Genomic DNA, 16335 nt, shown 5'->3' on the forward strand with positions numbered 1-16335 from the left:
CCGAACGTCTTTTGTTAGACGAGGCGAACACCTTGTAGAGTGAATCGACCCATCGGAGATTGGAAACATGGCGCTCAAGCGGATGGACAATGTAGGAATCGTCGTCGAGGATCTCGACGTGACGATTGATTTCTTTCGCGAACTCGGCCTTGAGCTCGAAGGGCGGGCGACGATCGAAGGAGAATGGGCCGGGCGCGTCACCGGGTTGGGCAATCAGCATGTCGAGATTGCCATGATGCGCACACCGGACGGCCACAGCCGGCTCGAGCTCTCCCGCTTCCTCACGCCGCCGGTCGTCGCAGATCACCGGAACGCCCCGGTCAACGCGCTCGGCTACCTTCGCGTCATGTTCACCGTGGACGACATCGGCGAGACGCTTGAAAGGCTCCGCGCGCGCGGCGCTGAGCTCGTAGGCGAGGTCGTCGACTATCAGGACGTGTATCGGCTTTGCTATATCCGTGGGCCCGGAGGGCTTCTCATCGGGCTGGCCCAGGAGCTCACCTGAGATCAGCCCTGCACCGTCTCTGCCTGGCTCGCCGCCGCCTCGCTCGCATCCCGCACGAATGCGCCTTGAGCCCGCAAGGTCGACTGCAGCTCGGCAATATCCACATTCCGCGGCGCCACGCCACGGTTGGCCGCAATGCCCGCCGCGGCACCCGCTGCCTGTCCGGTCAGCCAGCACTGCGGAATCTCGCGCATGAAACCGTGGCTATTGGCATCGCAGGAGATATGCCGCCCGGCGGCCAATAGTCCGTCCAGCCTTGCCGGCACCAGCGCTCCGTAGGGTACCGAGATCACCGGAAACTTTGGCGAGACCGAGGGACTGACGCCGATTTCATCCGGCAGAACGGCGCCGATCGGCCACTGGCTGCGCTCGACCCGGCCGGCGCCGGCCAGGCGCCGCGTGTGCCGGACGCCGAGCTGCGGCGCGCTGAGCAGCATATAAGCGTCCTTGAAACCCGGCGCATGTTTCCTGAAGAATTCGCAATGCGACAGCATGAACCGGTGCGAGCGGATTTCGACCTCGGTCATGTCGTCGACATTGAGCGCCGAAAGCCCCGATTGCCGCGGCCCGAGGAACAGCGCGATGTCGTTGCGCCAGGAAACATAGGGCGTCTGGAAGAAGCCGAGCTCGTCGCGCCCGAGCGTGTTGAAGTCGGCAAAGGCCTGTTCCTGGGTGGCACGGAATGTCAGCCATGTTTCCATGTCCACGCCGCCGAGCATGAAGCCGGTATTCATCGAGTGATGCACGTCGCCTTCCTCGATATCGGCCTCGAAACTCGCTCCTGCGCGCGCAAAAACATCGCCGTCGCCGGTGCAGTCCACCACGACCTTGGCCATGATCCCCTGGCGGCCTTCCTTGCTTTCGAAGATGACGCCCTTTACCGCGCCGTCCTCGACCACCGGTGTCGCTGCCCAGGAATGGAAGACGATCCGCACGCCCGCCTCGATCAGCATTTCCTGCGAGATCAGCTTCAGTCTTTCAGGGTCGATCGTGGGCGCCCAGGTGACGACCCCATGAAAGGCGGAGGTGCGCAGCCGCCAGTATTTTGCGAGATCCGCGTCCCGCTGCCCCCAGAGGCTCCTGTCCGGCCCGGCGACGGCTTCAGGGGGAAGACGGCCCAGAACCTCCTCGGCAAAACCGCGAATGACCTGCCGCCCCTCCCAGTCGGTCATCCGGTCGATCCAGATCACCACGCCTCCGGTGGAAAGCCCGCCGAGATGGTTATAGCGCTCCAGCACCACGACCTCCGCGCCGGTTCGCGCAGCGGCGAGCGCTGCGGCGGTTCCGGATGGCCCGCCGCCGACGACCAGTACGTCGCAGCGATGATAGACCGGAATGTCGCGCGCCTCCTCCCGGAGAACGCCTCCGCCGTTGCGGCGCGGGAAGACATAGTGCCCGGATTCGAAGATGTCGGAGCTCAGGAAGCGGTTTTCGTTCTGGCGTATCTCCTTCACCGAAACCTTCTGATCAGTCATGGCATCCTCCCTGATTTCTGCGGGCCGTCACGCCCGACGATCCCGAAGGTGATTTAGCCAAGGAAAAGCAGCCTCGAAAAGACACCAATACGCCGATAGAGCTTTCTCGATTCACGCTAGATGATGAAGCCCGGCTTCCGGCGGCTTCTTCCAGACGCCTATTTCCTGCGCATCCGGATTAACCCGCCATGCTTCCCACGCAGGGCTGACCAGCAGTTGCGGCGTTGGTAAAGTGCGATGCCGCGTCATATATTGGTGCAGTGCAATATAAGAGAGAAAGAAAACATCATGTTTGACTCAGTACGCAAGTTCGCCCGCGCTTTCCGCGTACCCTCCACCCAGGACCGTGAAGTCGCCTATCTGAACGAATCCAAGGACCGGATCGACCTTGAATTCCGCATGCGCCAGGTCGACCGCGGCATGTTCCGCAAGTCGTCCTTCTAAGCGACACGTTCCGATCAGCCACCCGTTCGCGCGGAATATCGCCGCGCGGCAGATGTAGGTCTTCCCGTGCCGCCTCGATGCGGCCGAAGGCCTGATCACCTCCGCGAAAACCTTGTCTCATGCGAGACGGGCAAATTTTCGCCATCATCTTCGGCTTGGGCTAAAGCCTGTTCGATCGAAGATTCCCGCAGCTGACGGATGAATATCCCGCTGCCGAACCAGATGCGCCCCTATGCCGTTTCGCCGCCGTACACCGCTTGCATTTCGTGAAAGACTGCGCCGTGCCGTCCTGCCTCCCAAGGGCTTTCGCCGCGTCCTCGATTATTATCGCCTGAAGGTCATGCGCATCGGCGGCTCGCCGCACGCGGTCGCGGCAGGTCTTGCGATCGGCGTGGTCAGCGCCTGGACGCCGTTCCTTGGCCTCCACATCCTGTTTGCCATCCCGCTCGCCTATCTCTTCGGCGGCAGCATGATCGCCGCAGCCCTCGGCACCACGTTTGCCAATCCCGTCACCTGTCCGATCATCTGGCCGCTCACCTGGAAGATCGGCGAGACCCTGCTCGGCAACGAGGCCTCCGGCCATGACCATCTCGATCTCGGCCGGCTGTTCCACCACCTCGATTTCTCGCAGCTCTGGCGGCCGATCCTCGAGCCGATGCTGATCGGCTCCCTGCCGCCGGGCATCCTGTGCGGCCTGGTTTTCTACGCCATCACCTATCTGGGCGTGCGCAGTTTCCGCAACCGGCGGCTGGAACGCTTGACGGCACGGGCCGGAGCCCTCAAGTCAGTATAAAGACTGACGAGAACCGGCCTGGCGCCGTGAGGAAGATTTCATGATCATCGGCATGGGCAGTGACCTCATCGATATAAGACGCGTGGAAAAATCCATCGAGAGGTTTGGCGAGCGTTTCACCCATCGCTGTTTCACCGAGATCGAGCGGGCGAAATCCGATCGCCGCCAGAACCGCGCCGCCTCCTATGCCAAACGTTTCGCGGCCAAGGAAGCCTGCTCCAAGGCGCTCGGCACCGGCATTGCCCACGGCGTGTTCTGGAAGGACATGGGCGTCGTCAACCTGCCCGGCGGACGGCCGACCATGGTGCTCACCAATGGCGCCGCCGAACGTCTCGCGAGCATGATGCCGGCGGGTTACGAAGCGGTTATTCACATCACGATCACCGACGAATACCCTTATGCGCAAGCCTTTGTGGTGATCGAAGCCCGCCTCGCGGCCTAATCGACCATTGCCGCCGCTTTGCGAAGGGTTTAGAGAACGCAAAACCGCTGGCAACAGCCGCGCCGAACAGAAAGACGTCAAACGTGTCCGACAAAGCCGAGACGAAGTCGCAGAACAGCCTCTGGGAAAACATCAAGGTCATCATCCAGGCTCTGCTGCTGGCGATGGTGATCCGCACCGTACTCTTCCAGCCTTTCACCATCCCGTCCGGCTCGATGATGCCGACCCTGCTCGTCGGCGACTATATCTTCGTCAACAAGTTCGCCTACGGTTATTCGAAATATTCGCTGCCGTTCTCGCCTGACCTGTTCTCCGGCCGTATCCTGGAATTCAACCAGCCGAAGCGTGGCGACGTCATCGTTTTCCGCCTGCCGAGCCATCCGGATGTCGACTATATCAAGCGCCTGATCGGCCTGCCGGGCGACCGCGTCCAGGTCACCAACGGCGTGCTGTTCGTCAACGGCAAGCCGGTCCCCAAACAGGGCGACGGCGCCTTTACCTCCGATTACAGCCTCGATCCGGGCACCGACGTGCCGGTTTTCCGCGAAACGCTCGACAACGGTGTCACCTATGACACGCTCGACCATTCGCCGGTTTCGCGCGGCGACAACACCCAGGAATTCGTGGTTCCGGCGGATCATTATTTCTTCATGGGCGACAACCGCGACAACTCGCTCGATAGCCGTTTCGACGTTGGTTACGTGCCCGCCGAAAATCTGGTCGGCCGTGCAAGCGTCATCTTCTTCTCGCTCGGCAACGACACCTCGTTCCGCGAAATCTGGAAGTGGCCGACGAACATGCGTTGGGATCGGATTTTCAAGGTCGTCCGGTGATGAAGTCAAAGACGCTTTCGGCGGAGGAACGCGGCCAGCTTGAAAAAGCCATCGGTCATGAATTCGCCGACAAGCAATGGCTGGACCGGGCGCTCACCCATGCGAGCACCGGGTCCGCCAAGAGTGCCAATTACGAGCGGCTGGAATTCCTGGGCGACCGGGTGCTCGGCCTCTGCGTCGCCGAACTGCTGTTCAAGACGTTCCGCACTGCCGCCGAGGGCGAGCTTTCGGTGCGTCTGAACCAGCTTGTCAGCGCCGATAGCTGCGCCGTTGTTGCCGACGAACTGGAACTGCACCGGTTCATCCGCACCGGCGCCGATGTGAAGAAGCTGACCGGCAAGCGGATGATGAACGTGCGCGCCGACGTGGTCGAAAGCCTGATCGCCGCGCTCTATCTGGATGGCGGGCTGGAAGCTGCCCGCGGCTTCATCATCAGGTATTGGGAAGCCCGCGCCACCCGCGCCGACGGCGCGCGGCGCGATGCCAAGACGGAGCTGCAGGAATGGGCGCATGCGAAATTCGGCCTGACGCCCGCCTACAGGGTCGACGAACGCTCCGGACCGGATCATGATCCCCGTTTCACGGTAACCGTCGAGGTAACCGGCGTGGCGCCGGAAACCGGCGTGGACCGTTCCAAGCGCGCCGCCGAACAGGTGGCCGCGACAAAGATGCTCGAGCGCGAAGGCGTGTGGCAGAAACCCGCTGCCGAACAATGAATTGGACACTATGACCGAAAACGACAACATTCCCGGTGAAGAGAACGAAGCCGGCCAAACCCAGGCTGGTGGCCCGACCCATTCCGGCTTCGTGGCGCTGATCGGCCCCACCAATGCCGGCAAATCGACGCTTCTCAACCGGCTCGTCGGCGCGAAGGTCTCGATCGTCAGCCACAAGGTGCAGACGACGCGCGCCATCGTGCGCGGCATCGCCATCCACGACAACGCCCAGATCGTCTTCATGGACACGCCCGGCATCTTCAAGCCGCGCCGTAGGCTCGACCGCGCCATGGTGACCTCGGCCTGGGGCGGGGCCAAGGATGCCGACCTGATCCTGCTCCTGATCGACAGCGAACGCGGCATCCGCGGCGACGCCGAGGCGATCCTCGAAGGTTTGAAGGAAGTCCATCAGCCGAAGATTCTGGTCTTGAACAAGATCGACCGCGTCCGCCACGAGGACCTGCTGAAGCTCGCCGCCGCCGCCAACGAAGCCGTGCCATTCGAGCGCACCTTCATGGTCTCGGCAACGACCGGCTCCGGCTGCGACGACCTGATGGACTACCTTGCCAAAACCTTGCCGGAAGGCCCTTGGTATTACCCTGAAGACCAGATCTCCGACCTGCCGATGCGCCAGCTGGCCGCCGAGATCACCCGAGAAAAGCTCTTCCTGCGCCTCCACCAGGAACTCCCTTACGCCAGCCATGTCGAGACGGAGAAATGGGAGGAGCGCAAGGACGGTTCGGTGCGCATCGAACAGGTGATCTACGTGGAGCGCGACAGCCAGAAGAAGATCGCGCTCGGCAAGAACGGCGACGCCATCAAGGCAATCTCCACCGCGTCCCGCAAGGAACTCTCCGAAATCCTCGAACAGCCGGTCCACCTCTTCCTGTTCGTCAAGGTCCGCGAGAACTGGGGCGACGATCCCGAGCGTTTTCGCGAGATGGGCCTGGAATTCCCGAAGTCCTGAACCAACGCTGCCACATCCGCCAGCGCCGCCACGTGGCGGCGTCAACCGCCGCGAGCGATACCCACGGACGGAGTATCTCGTTAGCGATTTTTATCCATCATTATAATGACTTGCTAACGTTGAGCCGAAGATCCAATTTATCGGCAAAATGGCGCGGAGAGTCATGAATGTCGGATGGCGGATCAGCAGATGAAGGCACGGGCTCGGATGATCCGAATTCCGTCGGCTTCTACAGTTGGATCGTGCCGGAAAACAAGGTGTATGGCGATCAGGTGATTGCCTCCATATTCGGCGTTTCGGATCAGGAACTGGCTGCCGGCGCCCCGATCGAGAGGGTCATCCGCTACATCAACGAGGGCGATAGGCAGCGGGTCGCAAAGGCGATCCACGATGCGATCGTCACAGGGTTCGCATACCAGGAAAACTACCGCGTCACCCATCCGGACGGGCGCCGGATCGACGTCGCAGCGAACGGTCGGTGTCTGCGCGATGCCGAGGGTGTCCCGTATATCTATTCAGGCACCGTGATGATCCAGCCCACGGTGGCTGCGGCGACCGATCCGCTGGAGCACCATTGCCGCGCCGCTCTCTGGCTTGCCACCAAACGCCGCCAGATGCTCGCCGCGCGCTATCTCACGTCGGCGCTCAACGTGCTCGGCAAATAGGTTCCCCGCCTCACTTCTGCCGGTCCATCAGCGCCCTGACCTCCAGGTAACGGCGGCGACGGTCCTGGTCCTGTTCGTTGGGGCCGTAGCAGGTGTCGGAAATGCAGAAGCGCTGCAAGCGGAAGGGCGGCTGCCCCTTGTCGAACTCGCATTCGATCTCGTTGCTGAAATCGGTCGGCTTGGGCTCCTCGCGGGTGGAATAGGTCAGCCGCGCGCCCGGCGGGTCCAGTTCCGGAAAGGACTGGACGATACCCGTCTTCAGCGAGGGCACCAGCAGGAAATTCTTGGCGACCGAGATGCAGGCCTGTTCGAGCTGCGGCGATTGCGCCGCAGCGGGCGAGGGAGCGACAAGGGCGACAGGCGAGGCGGCCAGGAGGGCGGCAAAAAGGGCGTGTTTCATGGAGACTCCCAAGGGTCGTATTTGACGTGCGAATTTCGCACAGGAATCCAAATGGAGGCCGATTTGTTCCAGGCAAGCCCATGGACACCTGCATCTTTGCTGCAGACCGGGGAAAGCAGAAACCGATTCAGTCCGAAGGACTTATGCTCTATTGTTGAATCGGCTCGGAAGGATCTTGAACAGATACATGCAGTGGCAGGACGAAGCGATCATCATAGGCGTCAAGCGCCACGGCGAGACGAGCGTCATCGCCGAGCTGATGACCCGTGACCGCGGCCGGCATCTCGGCCTCGTCCGCTCCGGCCGCTCGCGGGCGATGCAGCCGGTGCTGCAGGCCGGAAATCGGGTGGAAGCGGTCTGGCGCGCGCGGCTCGACGAACATCTCGGCGAGTTCAAGCTGGAGCCGATCCGCCTGCGCGCTGCCAAGCTGATGGAAACGGCGACCGCGGTCTACGGCGTCCAGGCGATGGGCGCGCTGCTGCGCCTGCTGCCGGAGCGCGATCCGCATCCGCATCTCTTCGAAGCGCTGGACATCATCCTCGATGCCTTCGACGACCCCTCCGATGCCGGTGAGCTTTTCGTGCGTTTCGAGCTCGCTGTACTGAACGACCTCGGTTTCGGCCTCGACCTCACCGAATGCGCCGCGACCGGCGGGCGGAAAGACCTCGTCTACGTCTCGCCGAAAACCGGCCGCGCCGTTTCCCGCGAGGCGGGCATGCCCTATGCCGACCGGATGCTGGCACTGCCGGGGTTCTTGAGCGAAGGCGCCGCTTCGGCCGCCGATCGCGACAGCATGGCGGAGGCGTTCCGGCTCACCGGCTATTTCCTGCACCGCCACGTCTACGAACCCCGCGGCCTGACGGAAAACGCCGCCCGTGACGGTTTCGTCCAGGCGGCGCTGAAGGCGCTTTCGAAGGATACGGAACGCCAGGCCGGTTGAACGAGAAATCCAGCTGAAGGAGGAACCCATGGAGCGGATAGCCACCTGCGCCTGCGGCAAATTGCGGGCCATCTGTAAAGGAGAGCCGGTCAAGGTCTCGCTCTGCCATTGCCTCGAATGCCAGAAACGGACCGGCAGCACCTATGGCATCGGCGCCTTCTTCGACCGCGCCCAGGTGCGCATCGAGGGGGGAAGCGCCGCCTATGCCCGCCTGGGGGACAGCGGCTTTGCGGTCAACCTGCATTTCTGTCCGGATTGCGGATCGACGGTGTTCTGGGAGCCGCAGCGCAGGCCGGATATGATCGCGGTCGGTGTTGGCTCGTTCGCCGATCCGGGCTTCCCGGCACCCTCGCAGGCCGTCTACGACCAGCACCGGCATCCTTGGGTGCCGGCGCTCGAGTGACCGTCTGCAAGAAGCCGCATTACTCCGCCGGCTGAGGCCGCAACAAGCCGCGGTCGACCGGCTTTTCCTGGATCGGCCAATGCACGACGGCCGCAAAGATGCCGAGTGCCACGCCCAGCCACCAGACCGGATCGTACGAGCCGAACCGGTCGTAGAGATAACCGCCCATCCACACGCCGAGGAACGAGCCGACCTGGTGCGACAGGAAAACGATGCCGCCCAAGAGCCCGAGATGGCGCGTGCCGAACATGATGGCGACGAGCCCGTTGGTCGGTGGCACGGTGGAAAGCCACAAAAGCCCCATGACGATCGCAAACACGATCACCGAGACGGGCGTCTGCGGCAGAATGAGGAAGGCGGTGACCGCGATCGACCGGGCAATATAGATATAGGCGAGGAAATAGGGTTTTGAATAACGCTGGCCGATCATGCCCGCGCCGAACGAGCCGATGATGTTGAAGAAGCCGATCAGCGCCATGGCGATCACCGCGTAAGCGGGCGCGATGCCAATATCGCCGAGATAGGCCGGGAAATGCGCGGTGATGAAGGCCACCTGGAAACCGCAGACGAAAAAGCCGGAGGTCAGGAGAAGATAGCTCTGGTGGCCGAAGGCTTCGCGCAGCGCCTCTCCGACGGTCTGCTTGACCTCGGACTGCGACTGGGTGCCGGAGCTGGAATTGCCGCGCAAGGGATAGGCGAGCACCGGCACCAGCAGCATCAGCAAGGCGATGTAGACGAGGCTGTCCGACCAGCCGTAGGTGCTGATCAGCGCCTGGCTCAATGGCGCAAACAGGAACATGCCGGCCGAACCCGCAGCCGTGCCGATGCCGAAGGCGACCGAGCGCTGTTCGGGCGTCACGTTGCGGGCAAAGGCCGACAGGATGGTGCCGAACGAGCCGGCACCGACCGCAAGCCCGACCATCACGCCGCCGCTGAGATAGAGCACCGGGACCGAATGGGCAGTCGACATCAGGATCAGGCCGCAGGCGTAGAGCAGGCCGGAAAGGGTCAGCACCCGCCCGGTGCCGTATTTGTCGGCAAGCGCCCCGAACAATGGCTGGCCGAGCCCCCAGGCAAGGTTCTGGATCGCCATGGCGAGCGCGAAGGTGGAGCGGTCCCAGCCGGTATCGTGGAGCATCGGCAGCTGGAAGAAACCCATGGCCGAGCGCGGGCCGAAGGTCAGCATGGCGATCAGGGCACCGGCGACGATGATCAGCCAGGGCATGGAAGCCGGCCTCTGCCCCGAGGGGCGCACGGATGGCGATGCGGACGTGGGCATGCGGACCTCCTCGAACTCAAGGGGCAAAACATACCGCGTGCGCTTGCGGTGTTAAAACAACTTTTGCTCAATCAATCCATCACCGGGATTGATGGTACGCCCCTTACGGCGTGCCCGGCGGATCGATCGCCGGTGGGCTCATGCGCCCGAGCCGGGCCTCGCGCCAGATGGTAAAAATGCCGGCGCCGATGACGATTGCGACGCCGAGGATCATGTTGGCGGTCATCACCTCGCCGAACACGAAGACGCCGATCAGGCAGACCAGCACCGACTGGATATAGGTCATCGGCTGCACGACCACCGCATCGAGCAGGTTGAAGGCGCGGATGAGAAGGTAATGCCCGCTCATGCCGGTGATGCAGAGCACCACCATCCACAGCCAGTCGGCAGGCGTGACCTGGGTCCAGTAGAACGGACCGACAAAGGTGATCGTCACCGCGCCGACGACGCCGGTATAGAAAAACGCCGTTTCGGACGTGTCGGTGCGGCTGGCAAGCCGGGTCATGACGGAATAGAGCCCGAACATCAGCGTCGCGACCATCGGAATGACGATCCTGGCGTCGAACGTGGCGTTGAGCGGGTTGACGATCAGAAGGATGCCGATAAAGCCGACCCCGATCGCCGTCCACCGCCGCCAGCCGACCTTTTCGCCGAGAAACGGCACCGAAAGACAAGCGACCACCAGCGGCGTCGCCGCAAACATCGTGTGGCTGGCTGCCAGCCCGACATGCGAAAAGGAGAAGATCGAGATGACGATCTGCACCGCCAGAAGCGCGCCGCGGGCAATCTGCAGCCAGGGCCGGCCGGCTTTCGCCGCAACCTTCACGCCGCCCGACGACCGGCTCGCCAGCGCAAACGCAAAGGCCGCGAATGCCCAATAGCGGATCATGGTGATGAAGATCGGCGGATAGGCGCTGCCCAGATGTTTGGAAATCCCGTCCTGCAGCGAAAAGATCGTCACCGCCGCGATGGCGCAGATGAGGCCGGTGGACCGAGGGGTCATGAAGGCAGTCTCTTTCGGGGAAACCGCCCGAAAACCCGGCCGGCGCATGAGCAGCATATGGTGATGACCCCGTTGTGACCGTTCGGCAAGGGGCCGGACAACCTGCTTTTGCGAATAGCTGCCATGCGTGTGGCGGGGGAGTGGGACGCGTCCACCCTTCATCAAATGGAGGCGCAGAAGATGGGCCAAAAGCGGACTTACGCATCGGAAACATCTTTGGCCAATGATAGGTATCCCCATAGTATGTGGAAATCGAACCTCAGCTCTTGCAAAGTGCAAAACTTTGTGTGCTAAATCCGCATAATGCAAAATTGGCACTAGGGCAGCGAGGAAGCCTCTATGATCACCGATGAGCGTAAATTCGAGTTCGAACATGCGATCCGGCGGGCTATCCCTCGCGATCTTTTTGTAGACGTCAAGGCGCAGTTTCCATTGGCAGCAGAGCAGGCGGACGCGGCGGTTCGTCACTCGCATAAGGCTGTCACGAATGGGGTGCCGCTGTCGCGTGTGCGTGAGAGCAAAGCTGTTGGACTGGTGCGGCATCAGTTGCTTGATGAAGTGTTTGAGCAGGCGCTCCTCCGGCATGGCGGGCAAGCTATCAAGTCTGTTCTAGTTGAATTGAACCCGGATGAGATGAAAGCAGCTCCTATTCACCTCACCACCGGCCTTTTTGGAGACACATTGATCGGCTTTGCATCTCATCGGGAGTTGGAAGACACCCCCGTCAAAAATGCAACCCGTAGGGCGCTCTGCCATCAAAACCGGGGCCTTGCTCCGGATTTGTTTCATGGCCTGGAAATGTTCAATGATCGGCAACGATTTGTGCTGATTATGGTGAGGCGTGATCCTGCCATTCTCGGCAAAATCGCTTCGATGACCGTTAGCATCGCGGATAGCCGTGGCGAAGTGTTTCTGTATCAGGCCGGAATCGAGGACTTTCTTGCTGGCTATGGAGCCACGTCTTCCGCAGCTCCCATGGGGAAACGTCCGCCGAAACTTCGTACCGTCTCTGGGACCTTCAAAAAAGGCAAGACGGAGAAAGCAGATGCAGACGAAAAGTGAATTGGAAATGAAAAGTGCGTAGTGGGGTTCAAGGCTTTCTGGGCGCAAAGCTTGCAGAAGCGCGGCAGGCGAGGGGAATTACCTCTCGCAAGGCATTGGCTGATCTCATGCAGAGAGCGGCCAGTACGGTTATTCGATGGGAGGAGGGCGAGACCTCTCCGGAGCCCGCCGCACTCGCGGAACTCTCAGCTGTGCTTGCTGTTCCCGAAGACTATTTTCTCACCGAGCGGGAGGGACAAGCGGGCCCTGCGTTTTTCCGGTCCTTTGCAGGTGCTCTTCGTGGCGAGCGGCTTGTTCAGCAAATTCGCATTGTTTGGCTTGAGGATGTTGCAGCCGTTGCAGAGCACTACGCATTTCTTCCAGAGGTGAGTGTCCCCGATTTGCTGGGCGCTCGTAGCTTCAAGACGTTGAGAGATGATGACATTGAGGCATTGGCTGGCGAACTTCGAGAGCAGTGGGGGCTAGGCCTAAGGCCCATCCCAGATATGGTAGTACTGCTGGAAAACAACGGCGTTGTCGTGGGCAGCGAACCGATGGAAACAACGCAGCTAGACGGCCTCAGCCGTTGGGGCAGGGACGGGAGACCCTACGTCCTTCTTGCCAGCGACAAGCAGTCTTTTGCGCGCAGACAATTCGATGCCGCTCATGAACTAGCACATCTCGTGCTTCATCGCGCTGTGTCTGAAGTTGAGTTTGAGGAAAACTTCAGACTGATTGAGGATCAAGCCCATCGTTTCGCATCTGCTTTTCTCCTGCCCGCAAGCCAGTTCGGTGTTGAGATCGACAGCATCACTATGTGGGAGCTTGAAAGGCTCAAATTGCGCTGGCGAGTGTCGATCAAGGCTCAAATCATGCGGCTTCAGAGGCTCAATATAATCGACCGGGGCCTATCAACGAGGCTTTATAAGGCATACAGCGCTAAAGGATATCAATCTGGAGGCGAGCCATATGATGATGTTTGGCTTCTTCAGCAGCCTTCGACTTTGGCTGATGTGTTCAAAGCGTTGATTGACGCGGGCCAAGTCACCAAGGAAACGCTCTGCTTGGACTTACCCCTCTTTCCCCATGATGTGGAAAGTTTAGCCAATCTGCCATCTGGCTGGCTGACCATGGAGACAGCTCGTGTTGTCAGCCTGAAACCCGAAGCTCGGCCAAGGCGCTCAGAAGACCGTGAGCAAACCAGTAAGGTATTTCAGTTCCCCAATCGACGTGACGGGAAGTGACTACTTCGCAATCCGAGGGATCTATCTCACCGTCTCGCGACACGCTCCAAAGCGCTGCACCCGAATCACTCACCTCTCCACCAACAACCCCGAAACCAGCGTCAGAAACGCCTCCACCGCCTTCTTCGACACCGCCTCCGGGTCCTCCGCGCTGGCGATCCATAGCGCGGCGCTCAAGGTCGCGCCGTTGACGAGGCGGGCGGTGGCTTCGGCGTCGACGGGACGGATCGTGCCTTCGTCGATCAGTTTCTGGATGCTTGCGGTGGTGGTGCGGATGCAGGCGCTCTGGCTTGGCCATTGCGACGGATCGCCGAGCACCGCCGGGCCGTCGAGCAGCATGATCCGTTGGATTTCGGGCTCCAGCGACATTTCGATATAGGCGACGCATTCGTCGACGAAGCCGCGCCAGGTATTGTCGGCCCGGCTCGAGATCTCGCAGAGACGGTTTGATATTTCCGCGTCGATCTGCATGACGACCGCCATCAGCAGGCCCTTCTTGTCGCCGAAATGGTGGTAGAGGGCCCCGCGCGTCAGCCCGGCGCCGGCGGTGAAATCGTCCATCGAGGCCTCGGCATAACCCTGGCGCGCAAAGGCGTGCCGTGCGGCGGCGATCAGCTTGGCCTTCGTTTCGGCGATCATTTCCTTGCGCGGCCTGGCGGCGCTCCTAGGGGCCGTGCCGGGAGCCATATCGGTGACGATCTTGTCTGCCATCTTCTCAGCCATGCGGACTCCGAATTATTCGCATACGTGCCGTATGTGAATTGACATACGAAACGTATGCGGTTATTTACCTCACATACGCGGCGTATGTAAGTCCTCATTCAAAATAACCCAAGGAGCAGGTTATGCCCAATCCCTATCGCGAAATATTCGCAAGGCCGGGTACGAAAGGTTTTTCCGCCGCCGCTTTCGTGGCGCGGCTGCCGCTGCCGATGACGACGATCGGCCTGGTTGCCATGCTATCCCAGACGCATGGCGAATATTGGCTGGCCGGCGCGGTCTCGGCCACGTTTGCGCTCGCCAACGCCTTCATCTCCCCGCAAGTGTCGCGCTGGGTGGATGCGAAAGGGCAGTCGGCCGTGCTGGTGCCGACGACGTTCGTCACCTTTTTCGCGCTGATCGGTCTTGCGGCCGCCGCCTGGATGCGCTGGCCGATCTGGACGCTGTTTGCCTTCGCCCTCGTCGCCGGGCTGATGCCGAGCATGATGGCGCTGGTGCGCGCCCGCTGGTCGGAGATCTATCGCGAGCGGCCTGAACTGCACACCGCCTTCGCCTTCGAATCTGTCATCGACGAGCTCGTTTATATTTGCGGCCCGGTCTTCGGCATCGGCCTCAGCGTCGCGCTCTTCCCGGAAGCCGGCGTGCTCGCTTCAGCCGCTTTCCTCGCCGTCGGCACGACACTGTTTGTGGTTCAGAAATCGACCGAACCGAAGGTCGACCCGCAGCGGATGAAAGGCGGCGGTTCGGTCATGCGGCTGCCTGCCATGTGGTTCCTGGTGGTACTTTGCGCCGGCATGGGCGTCATTTTCGGGACGGCGGAAGTCTCGGTCGTCGCCTTCTCGGAAGCGATGGGAAACAAGGGCGCCGCCAGCTATATCCTGTCGGCCTATGCTGCCGGCTCCTTCGTGGTCGGCATCGTCTTCGGCGCCATCAAGTTCAAGTCGTCGCTGGCCCGCCGGCTGCTCCTCGCAAGCCTCGTTGCCGCCGTCACCACGCTGCCCATGCCCTTCGTCGGCAGCCTCTGGGGGCTGACAGCGGTGATCTTCCTTGCCGGCGCTGCGATCTCGCCGACCTTTATCAGCGCCATGACCCTGATCGAACGCATCGTTCCCTCGTCGCAGGTCACCGAAGGCATCACCTATGCCATGACCGGCATGAGCATCGGCTTTGCCACCGGCTCGTCGCTTGCCGGCTGGACGATCGACGCCTACGGCGCCTCCAACGGCTTCTGGGTCGCGGTCGCCGGCGGCGCGCTGGCGCTCACCACGATGCTCGCCGGTTATGGATTGCTGAGCCGGCCGGATCGGCAGGCGGTGCCGGGGGCAGGGGCGCTCAATCCTGCTGAGTGATCTGTGATCTCTTTGATGATTTTCCGCAGGGAGCGGCCCCTCACCCCGCCTCCGCTGCGCTCGGCGACCAACGGGGTCGAGCCACGGGTCTCGACCCGTCCTCCGGACCCCCGCACGCGGGGCGAGGGGGACCGGAGAGGTCGCGGCAAAAGTCCTTCTCCCCGCGCGCGGGGAGAAGGTGCCGGCAGGCGGATGAGGGGCTACCCCGGCAATCATCTCCAGAGCCTTCGCCGCGACCAGTTTCCGTCAGCCCCTCAAGCCCGCCGCTTGATCGCCCAGGCCTCCGCCCGTTCGCCAACCACCGTCGCCACGTCGCCGATCCTGATCCGCCCGGTGCCGCGCGGCACGGCGTTCCAGCCGAACAGCGGGCCGGGCACGCGCCGGTCGGCGGACATGCGGATGCGGCCCATGGCGGGGATCGGGTCCGGCACGTCGCGCGAACCCGTCCGCTGGTCCTGGGTGGTCATGATGCAGCGGGCGCAGGGTTTGACGAAATCGAAACGGATGCCGGCGATCTCGATGCCGGTCCAGCCGTCCTCGGCCCAGGGTTCGTCGTGGTCGAGCACGATATTCGGCCGAAACCGTTCCATGCCGACCGCGCCTTCGCCTCTCGTCGCCATGTCCGCATTGAGCGCGGCAAGCGATCCGGTCGTGGTCACCAGCACCTGGTAGCCGTCGGCAAAGGTCACCGGCGAATTGTCGCCGGCCCATTCCGGGCTTGCAACGCGCCGGGCCTGCTCGTCGAAGAACACCAGCCGAATGTCCCGGCCGAGCCATTCCGACAGCACCGCATTGGCCGCATCGTCGGCGAGCGCCGCGTTGACGCTGGATTTCCACACCACGGTCTCCATGCGCCGCTCAGTCGGCGGCCGGGCGACGCGGATCTCGCCCTGACCTTCCATTGCGAAGCGTACGGAATCGGTTCCCGGATAGACCTGAAGCCGGGCAAGCGACTGCAGTTCCCGCTGGGTGATGAACATGCCTGTCGGATCGACGACCATCATCTCCCGGTCGCCGGGAATGCCCGCGGCCGTGATCTCCGCTTCGTCAAGCACAATGCCGCGGCCGCTCTTCAGGGGATAGACGTTGAGTTCGCTGATCCGCATGGGAAGTCTC

General features: G+C 62.1%; 19 protein-coding genes. 13 read left to right on the forward strand and 6 right to left on the reverse strand.

The genetic code is table 11. The annotated features are described in order from the left end of the window. The first annotated feature begins 67 nt into the window (after window positions 1–67). Window positions 68–505 (forward strand): VOC family protein, encoded by a 438-nt coding sequence (locus tag ACZ9IU_RS07180; RefSeq protein WP_038541475.1) that lies wholly within the window; start codon window positions 68–70, stop codon window positions 503–505. A gap of 2 nt (window positions 506–507) precedes the next feature. Here ACZ9IU_RS07180 and ACZ9IU_RS07185 read toward each other — a convergent pair whose 3' ends face one another. Then, on the reverse strand, window positions 508–1980 hold the full coding sequence (locus ACZ9IU_RS07185; RefSeq protein ID WP_173426744.1) for an FAD-dependent oxidoreductase: 1473 nt from the start codon (window positions 1978–1980) through the stop codon (window positions 508–510). Window positions 1981–2268: 288 nt separating this feature from the next. Between ACZ9IU_RS07185 and ACZ9IU_RS07190 the strand changes: the two genes are divergently transcribed. The 7 genes from ACZ9IU_RS07190 to ACZ9IU_RS07220 all read left to right on the forward strand — a co-directional run bounded on the left by ACZ9IU_RS07190 (window position 2269) and on the right by ACZ9IU_RS07220 (window position 6840). Further along, entirely contained in the window at window positions 2269–2424 is a 156-nt protein-coding gene (locus tag ACZ9IU_RS07190; RefSeq protein WP_065814410.1) for a DUF3563 family protein, read from the forward strand. 232 nt (window positions 2425–2656) lie between these two features. After that, window positions 2657–3217, forward strand: coding sequence for a DUF2062 domain-containing protein (locus tag ACZ9IU_RS07195; protein WP_038541479.1), 561 nt, complete (start codon window positions 2657–2659; stop codon window positions 3215–3217). A 40-nt stretch (window positions 3218–3257) separates the two neighbouring features. After that, window positions 3258–3659: a holo-ACP synthase gene (gene acpS / locus ACZ9IU_RS07200; RefSeq protein ID WP_038541482.1), complete on the forward strand. Its 402-nt coding sequence runs from the start codon at window positions 3258–3260 to the stop codon at window positions 3657–3659. Window positions 3660–3742: 83 nt separating this feature from the next. Further along, window positions 3743–4492: a signal peptidase I gene (lepB, locus tag ACZ9IU_RS07205; RefSeq protein ID WP_038541486.1), complete on the forward strand. Its 750-nt coding sequence runs from the start codon at window positions 3743–3745 to the stop codon at window positions 4490–4492. Further along, on the forward strand, window positions 4489–5208 hold the full coding sequence (rnc, locus tag ACZ9IU_RS07210) for a ribonuclease III (RefSeq protein ID WP_038541489.1): 720 nt from the start codon (window positions 4489–4491) through the stop codon (window positions 5206–5208). The genes lepB and rnc overlap by 4 nt, the downstream gene beginning before the upstream one ends. 10 nt (window positions 5209–5218) lie before the next feature. Then, on the forward strand, window positions 5219–6175 hold the full coding sequence (gene era / locus ACZ9IU_RS07215) for a GTPase Era (RefSeq protein ID WP_038541491.1): 957 nt from the start codon (window positions 5219–5221) through the stop codon (window positions 6173–6175). A 167-nt stretch (window positions 6176–6342) separates the two neighbouring features. Further along, window positions 6343–6840, forward strand: coding sequence for a PAS domain-containing protein (locus ACZ9IU_RS07220; RefSeq protein WP_038541494.1), 498 nt, complete (start codon window positions 6343–6345; stop codon window positions 6838–6840). 10 nt (window positions 6841–6850) lie between these two features. Here the strand turns inward: ACZ9IU_RS07220 and ACZ9IU_RS07225 are convergent, their stop codons facing one another. Further along, window positions 6851–7240, reverse strand: a complete 390-nt coding sequence (locus ACZ9IU_RS07225; RefSeq protein WP_051899676.1) for a hypothetical protein — start codon at window positions 7238–7240, stop codon at window positions 6851–6853. A 187-nt stretch (window positions 7241–7427) separates the two neighbouring features. On the opposite strand from ACZ9IU_RS07225, the gene recO reads away from it, so the two are divergent. Together recO and ACZ9IU_RS07235 are read left to right on the forward strand one after the other, a co-directional pair. Then, window positions 7428–8180 carry a DNA repair protein RecO gene (gene recO / locus ACZ9IU_RS07230; RefSeq protein WP_038541497.1) on the forward strand — a complete coding sequence of 251 codons (753 nt, stop codon included), beginning with the start codon at window positions 7428–7430 and terminating at the stop codon, window positions 8178–8180. A gap of 28 nt (window positions 8181–8208) precedes the next feature. Beyond that, window positions 8209–8583, forward strand: coding sequence for a GFA family protein (locus ACZ9IU_RS07235; RefSeq protein ID WP_038541500.1), 375 nt, complete (start codon window positions 8209–8211; stop codon window positions 8581–8583). A 19-nt stretch (window positions 8584–8602) separates the two neighbouring features. On the opposite strand, the gene ACZ9IU_RS07240 is transcribed toward ACZ9IU_RS07235, so the two are convergent. Beyond that, a complete protein-coding gene (locus tag ACZ9IU_RS07240; RefSeq protein WP_038541503.1) occupies window positions 8603–9862 on the reverse strand; it encodes an MFS transporter in 1260 nt (419 codons plus the stop codon). 103 nt (window positions 9863–9965) lie between these two features. Then, window positions 9966–10865, reverse strand: coding sequence for a DMT family transporter (locus ACZ9IU_RS07245; RefSeq protein WP_038548981.1), 900 nt, complete (start codon window positions 10863–10865; stop codon window positions 9966–9968). 339 nt (window positions 10866–11204) lie between these two features. Between ACZ9IU_RS07245 and ACZ9IU_RS07250 the strand changes: the two genes are divergently transcribed. Together ACZ9IU_RS07250 and ACZ9IU_RS07255 are read left to right on the forward strand one after the other, a co-directional pair. Further along, a complete protein-coding gene (locus tag ACZ9IU_RS07250) occupies window positions 11205–11927 on the forward strand; it encodes a hypothetical protein (protein WP_038541506.1) in 723 nt (240 codons plus the stop codon). 14 nt (window positions 11928–11941) lie between these two features. Beyond that, window positions 11942–13150 (forward strand): helix-turn-helix domain-containing protein, encoded by a 1209-nt coding sequence (locus tag ACZ9IU_RS07255; protein ID WP_038541509.1) that lies wholly within the window; start codon window positions 11942–11944, stop codon window positions 13148–13150. Between the two features lie 69 nt (window positions 13151–13219). On the opposite strand, the gene ACZ9IU_RS07260 is transcribed toward ACZ9IU_RS07255, so the two are convergent. Continuing rightward, on the reverse strand, window positions 13220–13837 hold the full coding sequence (locus ACZ9IU_RS07260) for a TetR/AcrR family transcriptional regulator (protein ID WP_038548983.1): 618 nt from the start codon (window positions 13835–13837) through the stop codon (window positions 13220–13222). A 158-nt stretch (window positions 13838–13995) separates the two neighbouring features. Between ACZ9IU_RS07260 and ACZ9IU_RS07265 the strand changes: the two genes are divergently transcribed. Then, on the forward strand, window positions 13996–15219 hold the full coding sequence (locus ACZ9IU_RS07265) for an MFS transporter (RefSeq protein WP_038541512.1): 1224 nt from the start codon (window positions 13996–13998) through the stop codon (window positions 15217–15219). Window positions 15220–15473: 254 nt separating this feature from the next. On the opposite strand, the gene ACZ9IU_RS07270 is transcribed toward ACZ9IU_RS07265, so the two are convergent. Then, window positions 15474–16325 (reverse strand): MOSC domain-containing protein, encoded by an 852-nt coding sequence (locus ACZ9IU_RS07270; RefSeq protein ID WP_038541514.1) that lies wholly within the window; start codon window positions 16323–16325, stop codon window positions 15474–15476. Between the last annotated feature and the right edge of the window lie 10 nt (window positions 16326–16335).

Source organism: Mesorhizobium sp. USDA 4132 (assembly GCF_056279545.1).